Here is a 14,174-nt window from a genome sequence, read left to right on the forward strand (position 1 = left end):
CAGCGCCGTGGGTGGTATCGGTATCACGCAGCCGCCAGGGATGGCTGGTAGTGGTCGGACATGACGTCTCCTCACGCCCTTGTCGCCGGGCTGGCGGCAAGGTCGCAGCGGTCACGCCGATCTGTCAATGATCTTCAGATTGTCCTACACGTCATTGCGGATGAGGAGGGCCGTCCGGCGGAGCCCACTAGGTGCCGAAGCGTCAGTCGGCTGCGGTCTCGGCCGCGCGGCTCGCCATCGCCGCCTGCTCGTTGAGGATGCGGAGCGCCACGCGGGCCGCCTGCATCACATGGTCCCGGCAGGCCTCCCAGGCGCCGTCGCGGTCACGGCGCTCCACCGCTTCCACGATGCGCCGGATCTCGATGATGGTCTGCGGCAGACGCGTCGGGTCCGAGAGCGTGGTGGCCCGGAGCTGCGAATTGCGGTTCAGCAACTGGTCCAGCATGCGCGCCACATAGGCGTTGCGGCAGCCGCGCAGCATCACGTCGTAGAAGCGGCGCTTCAGCCCCAGCAGCACCAGCCGGTCGCTGCCGGGCCTGGTCGCCGCCAGCTCCTCATAGACTGCGCGCAGCTCGGCGATTTCCTCGGCCGAGGCGCGCTCGGCGAAGCCCTGCCCCGCCAGCGCCTCCAGCACGGCGCGCACCTCGTAGACCTGGGTCGCCTCGGCGGCGGAGAGATAAGCGACGAAGGGGCCGCGATTGGGCACCACATGGATCAGCCCCTCGGCCTCCAGCAACCGCACCGCTTCGCGGATGACGCCGCGGCTGACGCCGAAGAGATCGCAGAGCATCCGGTCCGACAGGTGCTCGCCGGGTGCGAAACGGCTGGTGATGATGGCATCACGCAGGCGCTCCTCGACCTGGCGCCGCACCGGTTGCGGCGTGACCCGCAGCGAAAGATCGTCCGGCATCCTATCCCCGTATTCCCGGCGGCGAAGCTTCCCGCCATGTCACGCAATCTGACGTCCCGGAAACGCAGCGTCCAGCACGGCTGGCGGCCTCTCACGGGCCCAGGATTGACAGACAATTCTACAGGCACCTAGGCTGCTCTACCAAGGGGAGACGCCGCATGTCCACGAAAACCTCGGAGCCCGGCATGCTCAGCCGCATCGCCTTCATCGGCATCGGCAATATGGGCTGGCCCATGGCAGCCCGGCTGGTCGGCGCGGGCTTCGAGGTGGTGGCCTGCGACGCGGTGCCCGACCGCGCCGGCCGTTTCGCCGGCGAGGTCGGCGGCGAAGCCGCCGCGGACGCCGCGGCCGCGGTCCGCGGCGCCAATGCCGTTATCACCATCCTGCCGACCTCGAAGCATGTCGCGGAAGCAGTGACGGCAATGGGCGATGCGCTCGCCTCCGGCACGCTGCTGATCGAGATGAGCTCCGGCTCGCCGACTGCGACACGCGGCATCGCCGAGAGCCTGGCCGGCCGCGGGGTCGCGGTGATCGATGCCCCGGTCTCCGGTGGCGTGCCGAAGGCCAAGACCGGAGAACTGGCGATCATGCTGGGCGGCGAGGCCGCGGCGGTGGCGCGCGCCGAGCCGGTGCTGCGCGCCATGGGCACCAGCCTGACCCATGTCGGCGGCGTCGGCGCCGGGCAGGCGATGAAGGCACTGAACAACCTGATGGGCGCGGCCGGCTTCCTGATCGGGATCGAAGCGCTGTTGATCGGCCAGCGCTTCGGCCTGGATCCGGCCCTGATGGTGGATGTGCTGAACGCCTCGACCGGCATGAACAGCAGCACGCAGCGGAAGTTCAAGCAGTTCGTGCTGTCCCGCCGCTTCGATGCCGGCTTCGGGCTGGAGCTGATGGCCAAGGACTGCTCGGTGGCGATGGAGGTCGCGCGCGACACCGCGACGCCGGCGCCCTTCGCGGCACTCTGCCGGGAGATGTGGGCGAGCGCGGTGGCACTGCTCGGGCCCGGGCAGGATCACACAGCGATGGCCCAACTCTCCGAGCGCTTGGCGGGCGAGACGCTCGGCGGCGGCAACCGCGTCGCCTGACGGGTCTTTTCCGCCCCTGGCGCGCCGGTCTCCTCGCCGATGCAACCAGCATCGGCTGCGTCGCCCGCCACACCAGGGACGAAAAATCCCTCGCCAGGCGCCCACCCGTGCCAACTGGTCGGAAGGGGTGCGGGACGGCACCCCTTTCGCTCACAGGCGCGGCGGCACGTCCAGGCGCGCGACGATGCCTTCCAGGGCCGGGCTCGCGGCCGGGTAGCGCTGCATCACCAGGGGGTCGTGGCCGGGGATGATGTGGTCCGGCGAGGTCGCGGCGGCGCGTAGCCTGTCGAAGCCTTCCAGCATCTCGCCGATATGGAAGGCGGTGGTGAAGGGCCGGCCGCTCTCCATGTTCTCGTAGAAATGCGTGACGTCGGAGGCGAGCACCACGGTGCCGCGCGCCGTCGCGACCGAGACGAATTGCAGCCCGGCCGAATGCCCGCCGGTCGGGTGCAGCTTGATGCCCGGCCAGGGCTCGACCACACCTTCGTGGAAGACGACGCGTTCGGCATAATTCATGCGGATGATGCCGGTGACATCCTCCACCTCGAAGGAATGCCGTAGCTGCTTGTGGCGCATGTAGTGGCCGCAGGCGTAGTGCAGCTCCGCCTCCCGCAGGTGGAAGTTGGCCTTGGGGAAGCGGTCGAAATTGCCGACGTGGTCGTAGTGCAGATGCGTCAGCACCACGTCCGCGACCGAAGCAGGATCGATGCCGAGCAGCGCCAGACTCTCGATCGGGCAGCGCAGATGATCGCGGCCGCGCTTCTTCGCGACATCAGCGGTGAAGCCGGTATCGACCACGATCGCGCGGTCGTCGTTCTTCACCACCCAGGCGAAGTAGTCCATCGGCATCGGCCCGTCATGCGGGTCGCCGCCGATGAAATGGTCGCTCCGCCGCGCCGCGCGCTGGGCATAGCGGATGGCGTAGATCTCGTAGCTCATGCTTCCGCCCCATCGGCTTCGATCACCGCCTGCAGGGCAGCACGGTCGACCTGGATCTCCACACCCGACCGCTCCAGCTCCAGCAGCATCGCGCTCCGCGAATCGCGTTGGCCCCAGCCGCGGTTCAGCGCCTCCGTCATCTCCTCGAGCGTCAGCGCGGCGAGGCGCATGGGCACGCCGACCTCCCGCCCGAGTGCGCAGGCGAGCGACACGTCCTTGTGCGCGAGCCGGAGCTGAAAGGCGGGCGTGTCGTAGCTGTTCGGCAGGAACTGCTCGATCACGCCGTCATAGGTGCGGCGCCGGCCGTGCACGCCCTGGCGGATCGCGGCGAAGAGCGCCAGCGGCTCCAGCCCCGCCTTGGCGCCCATGGCGAAGACCTCCGCCATGACGGCGTTCAGCGCATAGCCGGAGAGGTTGTGCGCCAGCTTGGCGATGCTGCCGGCGCCGATATCGCCGACCAGCATGGCGCGGTCGCCCATCGCATCCAGCAGCGGCCGCACCCGGTCGAAGACCGCCTTGTCGCCGCCCACGAAGAAAGCGAGCTTCTTGGTCACCGCGCCGCGCGGCCCGCCGCTGATCGGCGCGTCCAGTACATGCACGCCCTTGACCGCGGCCGCCGCATGCAGCGCCCTGACAGCCGAGACGGCGTTGGTGGAGATGTCGACGATGATGCTGTCGGGCTTCATGCCCTGCAGCAGCTCGGCCGCCACCGCCTCCACCTCCTTGGGTCCGGGAAGCGAGGTGAAGACCACCTCCGAGGCTTCGCCGAGCGCGCGCAGCGTCTCGGCCCAGCGCGCGCCGACCGCTTCCACCGGGGCGGCTGCCTCACGGCGGATGTCGTGCACCAGCAGCGCGACCTGGGATTTCGCGAGATTGGCGGCCATGCTGGCACCCATGGTGCCGAGGCCGATGAAGCCGACCTGCATGGCGATCACGCGCCCCGCTGCTCGAGCACCTCGGTCAGCGCCTGGGCGCCCGACATCGCCGCCGGCCAGCCGGCATAGAAGGCGAGATGGGTGATCAGCCCGGCGATCTCCTCCTGCGTCACGCCATTGTCGAGCGCGCGACCGATATGCGTCCGGAGTTGCTCCGGCCGATAGGTCGCGACCAGGGCCGCGACGGTGACCAGGCTGCGGTCACGCTTCGACAGATCCGTGCGCTCCCACAGGTCGCTGTAGACCACGCCTTCGGTATAGGCGACGAGCGCGGGCACGGTCTTGCGCACGCGGTCGCGTTGCGCGGATTGCGGGATCGGTTTGCTCATGGCGGCTTCCTCCGGATGGCGCTGGGCGCCGGTCTTCCCGGGCGATGCGGTCTTCTCCCGCAGGCGCCGGACGTTTCCTGGGCGGCAGCCTAGGACCGGGGCTTCAGCCCGTCCAGTATCGTCGGATTGTCAGACACGCTATTGCCATTACCGAACAGGCGGCCCAGCATCGCGCCAGAAGAACGGGAGGATCGTTCCATGCGGGCAGGGCACTGGCTCCTCTGTCTCCTGGCACTCTGGAGTGGCGGCGCCATGGCGCAGGCCTATCCGGCGCGGACCGTCATCATGATCGTGCCCTCGGCGCCCGGCGGGACCCTCGATGCGCTCGGGCGGCTCATGGCCCGCGGCATGAGCGCCGATCTCGGCCGCAACGTGGTGGTGGAGAATGTCAGCGGCGCCGGCAGCATCGTCGGTATGCAGCGCCTCGTGCGCTCCGATCCGGACGGGCATGTCATCGGCTTCGGCAATCTCGGCTCGCTGGCGGCCAATGTCGCGGTGACCCGGGAACTCGGCTTCGATCCGCGGCAGGACCTGACGCCGATCGGCATCGTGGGTAACGTGCCGATGGTCATCGCCGCCAGCCCGCGCTCCGGCGTGCGCGACCTGACGACGCTGCTGGTTCGCATCCGGGAACAGGGCGAGGGCGTCACCTTCGGCACGCCGGGCACCGGCACCACCGGCCATCTCGCGCCGGCCTATCTGCTCTCGCTGACCGGGCTCCGGGCCACGCTGGTCCCCTATCGCGGCGCCGGGCCGGCGATGAGCGATCTGGCGGCCGGCACCGTGGATGCCGTGATCGACCAGACCGTCACCATGATCCCGGCGCATCTCGGCCGCACCGCGGTGGCACTGGCGGTCACCGGCAGCCGGCGCCTGCAGCAGTTGCCGGACGTACCGACCTTCGCCGAGGCGGGTGTGCCCGGCTTCGACATGGTGATCTGGAATGCCATCGCCGGACCGAAGGGCATGCCGCCTGCCGTCGTCGAGCGCCTGGTGCGGTCGATCGACGTCGCGCTGGCGGATCCCGCGGTCACGACGCGCTTCGCCGATCTGGCGACCCAGGCGCCGCCACCCGAGGAGCGCGGCCCCGAAGTGCTGCGCCGGCGCATCGCGGCCGATGTCGATCGGTGGATCGAGGTGGTCCGCAGGTCCGGCATGGCGGTGCAGTAACCCGCCCCGTCAACGCCGGGCGCGCAGCGCCGCGGCGAGCGTCCCGTCATCCAGCACGTCGAGCGCGCCGCCGATCGGCACGCCCTGCGCCAACCGCGTGACCGTGACGCCGAGCGGCGCCAAGCGGTCCATGACGTAATGCGTCGTGGTCGCGCCATCGACGGTCGCGGGCAGGGCCAGGATCACCTCCTCCACCCCGCCTTCCGCGACCCGCGCGAGCAGCGGCTGGATGCTGAGATCCTCCGGCCCCACGCCACCGAGCGCCGAGAGGGTGCCGCCCAGCACATGGTAGAGCCCGCGATGCGCCTGCGCGCGTTCCAGCGCCCAGAGATCGGCGACCCCTTCCACCACACAGACCAGACCCCGCTCGCGGCTGCTGTCGGAGCAGATGCGGCAAGGCGAGAAGGTGTCGAGATTGCCGCAGACCTCGCAGGGGCGCACCGCTTCGGCCGCGGCGCGCAGCGCATCGGCCAGCGGCAGCATCTGGCGCGAGGGATCCGACAGCATGCGCAGCACGGCCCGCCGCGCGCTGCGCCGGCCGAGGCCGGGCAGGCGGGAGAGCAGCGCGATCAGATCCTCAATCGGGTCGCTGTTCTTCATCGCCGTCCGGCATCGCACCGAACGCGACCAGGCGCAGGCGATGCCATCAGAAGGGCAGCTTGAAACCGCCCGGCATGTTCGGAAGGTTCATGCCGGCGGTCGCCTTCTGCATCTCCTCCGCCATCGTCGCCTCGACCTTCTGCTTGGCATCGGCATGGGCGGCGACCAGCAGATCCTCCAGCACCTCCCGCTCATCGGCGGCGAGGAGGGAGGGATCGATGGAGACGCGCTTCAGGTCACCCTTGCCGGAAAGCGTCACCGTCACCATGCCGCCGCCGGCAGCACCATCAACGGTCAGCGCCTCCAGCTTCGACTGCATCTCCTGCATGCGCGTCTGCATCTGCTGCGCCTGCTTCAGCATGTTGCCCAGGTTCTTCATGGCGTAATCCTTCGCAAGTGGCGCGTCCGATTCAGACCTTCAGGCCGTTCGGCCCTCCGGTCATCGGACACTCAGTCATCCTCGGGTGGCGTGTCGTCGTCGAAATAGGCCGGTTCCGCGTCCGGGGGCGCGAATTCCGGCAGGTCGTCATCCTCGGGCTCGGCGGTGCGGGCGGCGGGCGTCTCCGGCACCAGGCCATAGGCATCGGCGCCGGCGTCGCGCACCGCCTCGATCGTGGCACCAGGGAAGGTGGCGAAGATCGCCTGCACCAGCGGATGGCTGCGGGCGATCTCCAGCCGCCCGACCTCCGCGGCACGGCCCTGCTCGGCGAGCGTCGGTTCCCCTGCCTCATTGGTCAGGACGATGGTCCAGCGCGTGCCGGTCTGCTCGGCCAGGAAGGCCGTGAGCTGTGCCGCCAGGTCGCGGGACGCCTGGGGCTCGGGGCGCAATTCGATCCGGCCCGGCGCGAAGCGGACTGGATGCACGTAATGCACCAGATGCGCATGCAGCATCGGCTTCTTGCCGGAGGCGAGGGCGACGACGTCGCGATAGCTCTGCGGCTGGGGCGCCGCCGGGGCGGGAACCGGCGCCTGTTCCATGATGGGGCCGCCGCCGGCGACGGCGCGCAGCCCGCCGCCACTGCCATTCGGCGCCGGGCGCGCGGCGGCCGAGGTCGCGCCCCCCTGGATCAGCCGCTTCACGAGGTCACCCGGCGTCGGCAGTTCCGCGACATGGGCCAGGCGGATCAGCACCATCTCGGCGGCCGCCCGGCGATCGACGCCTTCCTGCTGCACCTCGGCAACGCCCTTCAGCAGCATCTGCCAGGCGCGGCCGAGCGCCGGGACCGAGAGCTTCTGGGCGAGCGCCGCGCCGCGGGTGCGATCCTCCTCTGGCAGGGACAGGTCCTGCGCGAGCGTCGGCACCACCCGGAAGCGGGTCAGCAGATGCGCGTATTCCAGCAGGTCGGTGATCAGCACCAGCGGATCGGCGCCGCGCTCATGCGCGCGGTCCATCAGCGCCAGCGCGGCGGCGACATCGCCCGCCATCACCGCTTCCATCACGTCGAGCACGAGGCCGCGATCGGCGAGGCCCAGCATGTCCCGCACCGCCTCCGCGGTGACGCGCTGGCCTTCGCCCAGCGCGATCGCCTGGTCGAGGATCGAGAGCCCGTCGCGCACCGAACCTTCGGCGGCGCGGGCGATCATCGACAGCGCTTCCTCCTCCGCTTCCACCGCTTCCTTCACCAGGATGCGGGCGAAATGGTCGCGGAGCTCCCCCTGCGCGACCCGGCGCAGGTGGTGGGTCTGGCAGCGCGAGCGGATGGTGACCGGCACCTTGCGCAGCTCGGTCGTCGCCAGGACGAAGACGACCTGGGCCGGCGGTTCCTCCAAGGTCTTCAGAAGGGCGTTGAAGGCGGCCGAGGACAGCATGTGCACCTCGTCCAGCACCAGCACCTTGGTGCGGCCCTGGGCGGGGCGGTAGCGCAGCCTCTCCCGCAGTTCCCGCACATCGTCGACGCCGTTGTTGGAGGCGGCGTCGAGCTCCTGCACGTCCGGGTGCCGGTCGGCCAGGATGGCGCGGCATTCGGCGCAGACGCCGCAGGGATCGACGGTCGGCCCGCCCTGCCCGTCCGGCCCAATGCAGTTGAGCGCGCGCGCGATGATCCGGGCGGTCGTGGTCTTGCCGACGCCGCGCACCCCGGTCAGCAGCAGCGCATGCGGCACTCGGTTCTGGGCGAAGGCATTGCGGAGTGTCCGGACCAGCGCGTCCTGGCCGATCAGCTCATCGAATCGGGTCGGGCGGTATTTGCGGGCCAGCACCCGGTAATGGGTCTCGGCCGGCCGCGCTTCCGGTACCGGCGGCGGGGCGACGGGGGCGCTCGGTGCCTCCCCGAACAGGCCGGGGCCTTCCAGGGGCGGTTCGGGCAAGCCCTCATCCTGCGGGGGCTCGTCCCCGAAAAGACCGCTCATGCTGCGAAGGACCCCGTCTGCCGCGGTAAGGGGTGGAAGACCGGCAAAGCGACCCGGGCGTGACCCGTTGCGGCTGCTTCCTTCCGGACCTGACCGGGTTGGCGAGGCGCCCGTCCGTCACCGGCCTTCCGAGGGCACGATATCATGCCTGGCGACGAAGAACGCAATGGGGGTCAGGTAAAGGCATTGCGGGGTGCAGCGCGACCGAGGGCAGGCGAGGGATTTTTCGTCCCTGGCGTGTCGGCTGACGCAGCCGATGCTGGTTGCATTGGCGAGGAAGCCGGCGCGTCAGGGGCGGAAAAGCACCGCCGGCCCGCCAGGTTGCCGGGAGGGTGGGCGCGTGGCAGGGTCCGGGCCGATGCTCTCCGTCCCCGCCAGCCGCCCCAACGCCTATACCGGCAGCCCGATCGACCGTGCCTCCGGCCGGCGTGAGGATGCTGCCTTCATCGCCAATGCGCTGGCGCATCCGGATACGCTCTTCGCCCCGGTCTGGCGGGCGCGCAGCCTGATGAAAGGGGTCGAGGACGGCCATCCCGAAGCCGTGCTGCTGACCGGCGCCGCGGCCGAGGCCATGCGCATGGCCGGCGGTCCCTGGGCCTTCCTCGGCTTCTGGGAGAAGCGCCCCGTCTTCGCAGTCGATTGCTCGGGGGCCGAGGACCCGCTGCCGCTGCTGCCGGAAGGCATGGGCGGCTTCACCGATCTCCGCCAGGTCGCCGGCCTGCTGCCGCCCGGCGAGGCGAGCGTGCTGGCCCATGCCCGCGGCCTGATGCACTGGCGCACCCGGCACCGCTTCTGCGGCGTCTGCGGCGGCGCCTGCGAGCCGCGCAGCGCCGGCAACGCCATGGCCTGCACGCAATGCGGTGCTCAGCACTTTCCGCGCACCGATCCCGCCGTCATCATGCTGGTGGTCCGCGGCGAGAGCTGCCTGCTCGGTCATTCGCAGCGCTTCCCGAACGTGACCATGTACTCGACCCTCGCCGGCTTCGTGGAGCCCGGCGAGAGCCTGGAGGAAGCGGTGCGCCGCGAGGTCGACGAGGAGACCGGCGTCGCGGTCGGCGGCGTCTTCTACCACTCCTCCCAGCCCTGGCCCTTTCCGGCCTCGATCATGCTCGGCTTCCATGCCGAGGGGCTGTCGGAGGCGATCACCATCGACCCCGAGGAGCTGCGCGACGCGCGCTGGTTCACCAAGGCGGAGCTGCGCGACCATCAGGCGCTGGGCTTCAGCCTGCCGCGCGTCGATTCCATCGCGCGCCGCCTGATCGAGGATTGGCTTGCCGCATGAGGATCGTTGTCTTCGCAGCCCTCGCCCTGCTCGCTGCCTGCGGCGGCCGCACGCCGGCCGTGCCGGAGGATCCGCCATCGCCGGATACGATCGCCTGCCGGGCGGAGGCGCGGAATAGCCCGGACCGCGCACGCATCATGCAGCAATGGACCCCGGGCAATTCGATCAACGAGGCCCGGGTCACCCAGGAACTGCAGACGGCGGAGCGCCGCATTTTCCTGGACTGCATGCGCCGGCGCGGCGCCATCCCGCAGAGCGGCGGAGTCGAGAGTCCCAGATAGTTTTTAGCCTCAAGCGCCGGCGCACGCATCCGCGTGCTTGGCTTGCGCGCTGTCAGGTTGCACCGGGCTCAACGGTCAGTCGCGCGCGGGGCCGCATTCGCGACCCCGGAGCATCGGCTTCGCCTCGCTCCGCAGAAACCAATGGCGGCCTGCGGCCGCTGGGGGCGGCCCGGAGGGCTCGCCCTCCGAAGCCTTGGCGAAGGAGGATGCGGCCACGGGACTGTTAGCGGGTGGTTCGCGTCAGAGGTCCACGCGGATATTTGCCCGCTGGACCACGTCCAGCCACTTTGCCTTCTCGCGCGCCATGCGCTCGTCGCCCTCGGCCGGTGAGGAGCCGATATAGTCAAAGCCGATCTCGCGGAAGCGCTGCGCGATCTCCGGTGCGCGCGCGGCGTGCAGGGCTGCTTCGTTCAGCCGCTGGATGGGCCCGTCCGGCGTCGCCTTCGGCGCCACCAGCATGGCCCACGTATAGACGTCATAGCCGGCGAGCCGCGGATCGCTTTCCGCCATGGTCGGCACATCCGGGAATTGCGCGATGCGGTCCTTCACCATGGCCGCGAGCGCGCGCACGGCACCGCCCTGGATATGTGGCGTCGCGGCCGGGACATCGACGAAGACCATGTCCACCTCGCCCGCCAGCAGGGCAGTGATGGCCGGGCCCGAGCCGCGATAGGCGATATGCGTCAGCTCGACGCCCATCATCAGCTTGTAGAGCTCGGCCCCCAGGTGCAGCGGCGTGCCGTTGCCAGCAGAGCCGTAGTTGAGCTGCGCGCCGCGGGCGCGGGTCATGGCGTGGAAGCCCGCGATGTCGCGCGCCGGGCTGTCGGCACGGACGACCAGGATATAGGGGGAGGTGGAGATCAGGCTGACGCAGCGCAGCGCCTCGGCCGGGTCGAAGGGCATCGGCTGCATGACCAAGGGTGCGATGAGGAAGGAGATCGAGCCCATCAGCACCGTGTAGCCATCCGGCCGCGCCTGCACGACATAGCGGGTGCCGATGGTCGACCCGGCGCCGGCGCGGTTGTCGACCGCAACGCCCTGGCCGAGGAATTCGCTCATCTTCGGCGCCACCAGCCGGGCGCCGATATCGGGCGTGCCGCCGGGGGCGAAGGGGACCACCATGTTGATCGGCCGCTCCGGCCAGCGGCCCTGCGCATGCAGCGCCGGGGCGGCGAGCGCGGCTGGCAGGGCCAGCGCGGCGCGGCGCGTGATGCGGGTGGTCATGGCGCTTCCTCCGACAGTCGTTGCGGGTGACACTAAGGCAGATGACCGCCGGACGGAAACGCCCGGTGGCATGAAGGGCTCTTCAGGAACCGGGCAGGCGATGGGCGTTCTGGAAGATCTTGGCATCGCGCGCGTGATCAACGCCTATGGCACCAACACGCGCCTGTCCGGCGGGCTGCTGGACCCGGAGGTCACGGCGGCCATGGCCGAGGCGTCGCGCGTCACCGTGGACATGCTGGATCTGCAGGCCGCCGCCAGCCGCACCATCGCGGGGGCAACCGGCGCCGAGGCCGGCATCGTCACCGCGGGCGCCTCCGCGGCGCTGCTGCTGGCCGCCGCCGCCTGCCTCGCCGGGCTCGACGCGGCGGCGATGAACCGCCTGCCGGAGCCGCGCGGGGAGGACCGCTTCGGCGGCGGTGGCCGGCGCGAGATCGTCGCCATCCGCAGCCAGCGCAACATGTATGACCGCGCGCTCCGTGTGGCCGGGGCGCGGATCGTGGAGGTCGGCATTCCCGATCGCGTCAGCGGGCCGGGCGTGCGCGACGCGGCCGCCTGGGAGGTGGAGCAGGCGATCGGCCCGCGCACCGTCGCCGTCTACTGGCTCGCGCAGCCGCAGAGCCTGCCCACCCTGCCGGAGGTCGTGGCCGTCGCGCATGCGCGCGGCGTGCCGGTGATCGTGGATGCGGCGGCGCAGCTTCCGCCCTCCGTCAACCTGCGGCGCTTCATCGCGGAGGGTGCCGATCTGGTCTGCTTCTCCGGCGGCAAGGCGATCGGCGGGCCGCAGGCCTCCGGCATGCTGGCTGGGCGCCGGGACCTGGTGTCTTCCGCGCTGGTGCAGATGCTGGATCTCGATCTGCCGGAAGCGCAATTCGCGCCACCGCCGGAATTCGCCCCCCTCGCCGCGCTGCGCGGCGTGCCGCATCACGGTATCGGCCGGTCTTGCAAGGTGGGAAAGGAGGAGGTGGTCGGCCTGCTGGTTGCGTTGCGCCGCTTCGTAGCGGCCGATGCCGATGCACGTAGCGCGGCGTGGACGGCGCGGCTCCATGCGGTAATGGCGGCGGCGGGCGCGGTGCCGGGCGTGGCGATGGAGCTGCTGCCAGACGGCGCCAAGCCCGGCCTGCCTTTGCTGATGCTGCGCTTCGCCGATGCTGAGCGCGCCACCGACGCAGAGGCGCGGCTGCGGCAGCATCAGCCTGCCGTGCATCTGGACGCCTCACGCATCGCGCAGGGCATATTGGCGGTGAACCCGATCGCCGTCGCGGATGGGGACATCGCCTTGCTCGGGGCGGCGATCGCCGCCTGCTGCGCGGGTTGACGGGCGCCAGGCGCAGGCGAATCATCGCCCGCCGTTGAGGAAACGCTGAGCATGTATCTCGTGGGCAATGGCGCCGGCTTCTCCGGCGACCGCGTCGACGCACCGATCCCGGTGGTGCGCACGCTGATCCGCCGCGGCCTGCCCGCCGCCCTGTTCCTGGAGACGCTGGGCGAGCGGACCGTCGCGCTGGCGCAACTCGAACGCCGTCGCGATCCGGAGCTCGGCTACGAGCCGATGCTGGAACGGCTGCTGGCGCCGATCCTGGCCGATTGCTTCCATCACGGCATCCCGATCCTCGGCAATTTCGGGGCCGCCAATCCGCCCGCCGCCGCGCGCTGCATCGCGCAGCTCGCGCGCAGGCTCGGCCTGCCGGAGCTGAAGATCGCGACCGTCACCGGTGACGACGTCGCCGATAGCATCGACCTCGGCACCCTGCCGGTGCATGAGGCAGACGAGGCGCTGCGTGCCGATGCCGCGAAGCTGGTTGCCGCCAATGCCTATATCGGCGCCGCACCACTGGTCGAGGCGCTGAAGCAAGGTGCGCATGTCGTGGTGGCCGGCCGCACCTCCGATCCCGCGCTCGCGATCGCGCCGCTGGTCGCGCATTACGGCTGGGCCATGGACGACTGGGAGAAGCTCGCGGTCGGCGCCGCCTGCGGGCACCTGCTGGAATGCGGCAGTCAGGTCAGCGGCGGCGTCTTCTGGGATCCGGGCTTCAAGGACATCCCCGACCCCGCGAATATCGGCTTTCCGATCGCCGAGGTCGGACCCGACGGGTCGCTGGTCATCACCAAGGCCGAGGACACCGGCGGCCTGGTCGACCTGCGCACGGTGAAGGAGCAGCTTCTCTATGAGCTGCATGATCCCGCCGAATACATCACGCCCGATGTCGTGCTCGACATCACCGGCTGCCGCATCGAGCAGGTGGGAAAGGACCGCGTCGCGGTGCATGGCCTCGCCGGGCGGCCGGCGCCGGCGATGCTGAAGGTCACTGCCTGCTTCGAAGGGAGCTGGCTGGGCGAGGGCGAGGTTTCGGTCGCCGGGCCCAATACCCTCGCCCGCGCGAAAGCCACCGCCGATGTGCTGCTGCGCCGGCTGGAGATGCGCGGCCTCAAGGTGCGCCCGCGCATCGACCTGATCGGCCTCGCTTCCGTGCATGACAGCGATGGCGGCGCGCTGTGGCATGCGCATCAGGGCGCGGAGCCGCCGGAGCTCCGCATCCGCCTCGCCGTCGAGGGTGAGAACCGCGATGATTGCGACCAGGCGGCGCGGGAGGTGCTGGCGCTGCTCTGCTGCGGCCCGGCGGGCACCGGCGGCGCGCGCTGGCGCGTCACGCCTCGCATCCTGACGCGCAGCTATCTGGTGCCGCGCGAGATGGTCCCCACCACGGTGACGCTGCTGAGCGCGCGGGAGATGAACTGATGCCCGAGGTCCCGCTGCACGCCATCGCCCATAGCCGCGCTGGCGACAAGGGCAACCGCGTCAACATGTCGCTGATGCCCTATGACCCCGCGCATTACGCTGTCATCGGCGAACAGGTGACGGAGGCGCGGGTGCTGGCGCTGTTCGCGCATCGCGGCGCCACACGCTGCCGGCGCTATGATCTGCCCAATCTCGGCGCCTTCAACTTCGTCGTGGACGATGCGCTGGAAGGCGGCGTGAACGGCAGCCTCAACCTCGATGGTCACGGCAAGACCAGCTCCTTCCGGCTGCTGTCGTTGACCGTGACGATCCCCTGAGCTTGCCGCTGCA

The 14,174-nt window shown here is 70.5% G+C and carries 15 protein-coding genes and 1 other RNA gene; 7 read left to right on the plus strand and 9 right to left on the minus strand.

Annotated elements, in window-relative coordinates; all coding sequences use genetic code 11:
- Positions 1-202 precede the first annotated feature (202 nt).
- Entirely contained in the window at positions 203-910 is a 708-nt protein-coding gene (locus GXW71_RS11570; protein ID WP_211852662.1) for a GntR family transcriptional regulator, read from the minus strand.
- Positions 911-1,068: 158 nt separating this feature from the next.
- Here GXW71_RS11570 and GXW71_RS11575 point away from each other — a divergent pair, with 158 nt between their 5' ends.
- Positions 1,069-1,998, plus strand: coding sequence for an NAD(P)-dependent oxidoreductase (locus GXW71_RS11575; protein WP_246526491.1), 930 nt, complete (start codon positions 1,069-1,071; stop codon positions 1,996-1,998).
- A gap of 150 nt (positions 1,999-2,148) precedes the next feature.
- On the opposite strand, the gene GXW71_RS11580 is transcribed toward GXW71_RS11575, so the two are convergent.
- The 3 genes from GXW71_RS11580 to GXW71_RS11590 are packed head-to-tail and all read right to left on the minus strand — an operon-like array spanning position 2,149 to position 4,201.
- On the minus strand, positions 2,149-2,937 hold the full coding sequence (locus GXW71_RS11580) for an N-acyl homoserine lactonase family protein (protein WP_211852663.1): 789 nt from the start codon (positions 2,935-2,937) through the stop codon (positions 2,149-2,151).
- A complete protein-coding gene (locus tag GXW71_RS11585; protein WP_246526499.1) occupies positions 2,934-3,863 on the minus strand; it encodes an NAD(P)-dependent oxidoreductase in 930 nt (309 codons plus the stop codon). Before GXW71_RS11585 ends, GXW71_RS11580 begins: the two co-directional genes overlap by 4 nt.
- A gap of 5 nt (positions 3,864-3,868) precedes the next feature.
- Positions 3,869-4,201, minus strand: a complete 333-nt coding sequence (locus GXW71_RS11590; RefSeq protein ID WP_211852665.1) for a carboxymuconolactone decarboxylase family protein — start codon at positions 4,199-4,201, stop codon at positions 3,869-3,871.
- 198 nt (positions 4,202-4,399) lie between these two features.
- Here GXW71_RS11590 and GXW71_RS11595 point away from each other — a divergent pair, with 198 nt between their 5' ends.
- Positions 4,400-5,371, plus strand: a complete 972-nt coding sequence (locus GXW71_RS11595) for a Bug family tripartite tricarboxylate transporter substrate binding protein (protein WP_211852666.1) — start codon at positions 4,400-4,402, stop codon at positions 5,369-5,371.
- Positions 5,372-5,380: 9 nt separating this feature from the next.
- Here GXW71_RS11595 and recR read toward each other — a convergent pair whose 3' ends face one another.
- From recR to ffs, 4 genes are all read right to left on the minus strand, one after another.
- Complete coding sequence (recR, locus tag GXW71_RS11600) at positions 5,381-5,971, minus strand: recombination mediator RecR (RefSeq protein WP_211852667.1); 591 nt, start codon at positions 5,969-5,971, stop codon at positions 5,381-5,383.
- Positions 5,972-6,017: 46 nt separating this feature from the next.
- A complete protein-coding gene (locus GXW71_RS11605; protein ID WP_211852668.1) occupies positions 6,018-6,350 on the minus strand; it encodes a YbaB/EbfC family nucleoid-associated protein in 333 nt (110 codons plus the stop codon).
- Between the two features lie 71 nt (positions 6,351-6,421).
- Positions 6,422-8,320 (minus strand): DNA polymerase III subunit gamma/tau, encoded by a 1,899-nt coding sequence (locus GXW71_RS11610; protein WP_211852669.1) that lies wholly within the window; start codon positions 8,318-8,320, stop codon positions 6,422-6,424.
- 34 nt (positions 8,321-8,354) lie between these two features.
- An RNA gene (ffs, locus tag GXW71_RS11615) (signal recognition particle sRNA small type) lies at positions 8,355-8,447 on the minus strand.
- 231 nt (positions 8,448-8,678) lie between these two features.
- Here ffs and nudC point away from each other — a divergent pair.
- Entirely contained in the window at positions 8,679-9,602 is a 924-nt protein-coding gene (gene nudC, locus GXW71_RS11620) for an NAD(+) diphosphatase (protein WP_211852782.1), read from the plus strand.
- Positions 9,599-9,883: a phosphoribosylamine--glycine ligase gene (locus GXW71_RS11625; RefSeq protein WP_211852670.1), complete on the plus strand. Its 285-nt coding sequence runs from the start codon at positions 9,599-9,601 to the stop codon at positions 9,881-9,883. Before nudC ends, GXW71_RS11625 begins: the two co-directional genes overlap by 4 nt.
- Before the next feature lie 240 nt (positions 9,884-10,123).
- Here the strand turns inward: GXW71_RS11625 and GXW71_RS11630 are convergent, their stop codons facing one another.
- Complete coding sequence (locus GXW71_RS11630; protein WP_211852671.1) at positions 10,124-11,107, minus strand: tripartite tricarboxylate transporter substrate binding protein; 984 nt, start codon at positions 11,105-11,107, stop codon at positions 10,124-10,126.
- Between the two features lie 100 nt (positions 11,108-11,207).
- On the opposite strand from GXW71_RS11630, the gene GXW71_RS11635 reads away from it, so the two are divergent.
- The 3 genes from GXW71_RS11635 to GXW71_RS11645 are packed head-to-tail and all read left to right on the plus strand — an operon-like array spanning position 11,208 to position 14,161.
- Positions 11,208-12,422 carry a hypothetical protein gene (locus tag GXW71_RS11635; RefSeq protein WP_211852672.1) on the plus strand — a complete coding sequence of 405 codons (1,215 nt, stop codon included), beginning with the start codon at positions 11,208-11,210 and terminating at the stop codon, positions 12,420-12,422.
- 51 nt (positions 12,423-12,473) lie between these two features.
- Positions 12,474-13,844 carry an acyclic terpene utilization AtuA family protein gene (locus tag GXW71_RS11640; RefSeq protein ID WP_211852673.1) on the plus strand — a complete coding sequence of 457 codons (1,371 nt, stop codon included), beginning with the start codon at positions 12,474-12,476 and terminating at the stop codon, positions 13,842-13,844.
- A complete protein-coding gene (locus GXW71_RS11645) occupies positions 13,844-14,161 on the plus strand; it encodes an AtuA-related protein (protein ID WP_211852674.1) in 318 nt (105 codons plus the stop codon). The genes GXW71_RS11640 and GXW71_RS11645 overlap by 1 nt, the downstream gene beginning before the upstream one ends.
- Positions 14,162-14,174 lie beyond the last annotated feature (13 nt).

Source organism: Plastoroseomonas hellenica, from assembly GCF_018129085.1.
In the GTDB taxonomy this organism is placed as follows: domain Bacteria; phylum Pseudomonadota; class Alphaproteobacteria; order Acetobacterales; family Acetobacteraceae; genus Plastoroseomonas; species Plastoroseomonas hellenica.

What these genes read in the sequence shown, in the direction of transcription:
- GXW71_RS11585 (WP_246526499.1), bottom strand. Translation starts at nt 3,863, where the DNA reads ATGCAGGTCGGCTTCATCGGCCTCGGCACCATGGGTGCCAGCATGGCC.
- GXW71_RS11625 (WP_211852670.1), top strand. Translation starts at nt 9,599, where the DNA reads ATGAGGATCGTTGTCTTCGCAGCCCTCGCCCTGCTCGCTGCCTGCGGC.
- GXW71_RS11640 (WP_211852673.1), top strand. Translation starts at nt 12,474, where the DNA reads ATGTATCTCGTGGGCAATGGCGCCGGCTTCTCCGGCGACCGCGTCGAC.
- GXW71_RS11575 (WP_246526491.1), top strand. Translation starts at nt 1,069, where the DNA reads ATGTCCACGAAAACCTCGGAGCCCGGCATGCTCAGCCGCATCGCCTTC.
- nudC (WP_211852782.1), top strand. Translation starts at nt 8,679, where the DNA reads ATGCTCTCCGTCCCCGCCAGCCGCCCCAACGCCTATACCGGCAGCCCG.
- GXW71_RS11645 (WP_211852674.1), top strand. Translation starts at nt 13,844, where the DNA reads ATGCCCGAGGTCCCGCTGCACGCCATCGCCCATAGCCGCGCTGGCGAC.
- GXW71_RS11635 (WP_211852672.1), top strand. Translation starts at nt 11,208, where the DNA reads ATGGGCGTTCTGGAAGATCTTGGCATCGCGCGCGTGATCAACGCCTAT.
- GXW71_RS11610 (WP_211852669.1), bottom strand. Translation starts at nt 8,320, where the DNA reads ATGAGCGGTCTTTTCGGGGACGAGCCCCCGCAGGATGAGGGCTTGCCC.
- GXW71_RS11595 (WP_211852666.1), top strand. Translation starts at nt 4,400, where the DNA reads ATGCGGGCAGGGCACTGGCTCCTCTGTCTCCTGGCACTCTGGAGTGGC.
- GXW71_RS11590 (WP_211852665.1), bottom strand. Translation starts at nt 4,201, where the DNA reads ATGAGCAAACCGATCCCGCAATCCGCGCAACGCGACCGCGTGCGCAAG.
- recR (WP_211852667.1), bottom strand. Translation starts at nt 5,971, where the DNA reads ATGAAGAACAGCGACCCGATTGAGGATCTGATCGCGCTGCTCTCCCGC.
- GXW71_RS11580 (WP_211852663.1), bottom strand. Translation starts at nt 2,937, where the DNA reads ATGAGCTACGAGATCTACGCCATCCGCTATGCCCAGCGCGCGGCGCGG.
- GXW71_RS11630 (WP_211852671.1), bottom strand. Translation starts at nt 11,107, where the DNA reads ATGACCACCCGCATCACGCGCCGCGCCGCGCTGGCCCTGCCAGCCGCG.
- GXW71_RS11605 (WP_211852668.1), bottom strand. Translation starts at nt 6,350, where the DNA reads ATGAAGAACCTGGGCAACATGCTGAAGCAGGCGCAGCAGATGCAGACG.
- GXW71_RS11570 (WP_211852662.1), bottom strand. Translation starts at nt 910, where the DNA reads ATGCCGGACGATCTTTCGCTGCGGGTCACGCCGCAACCGGTGCGGCGC.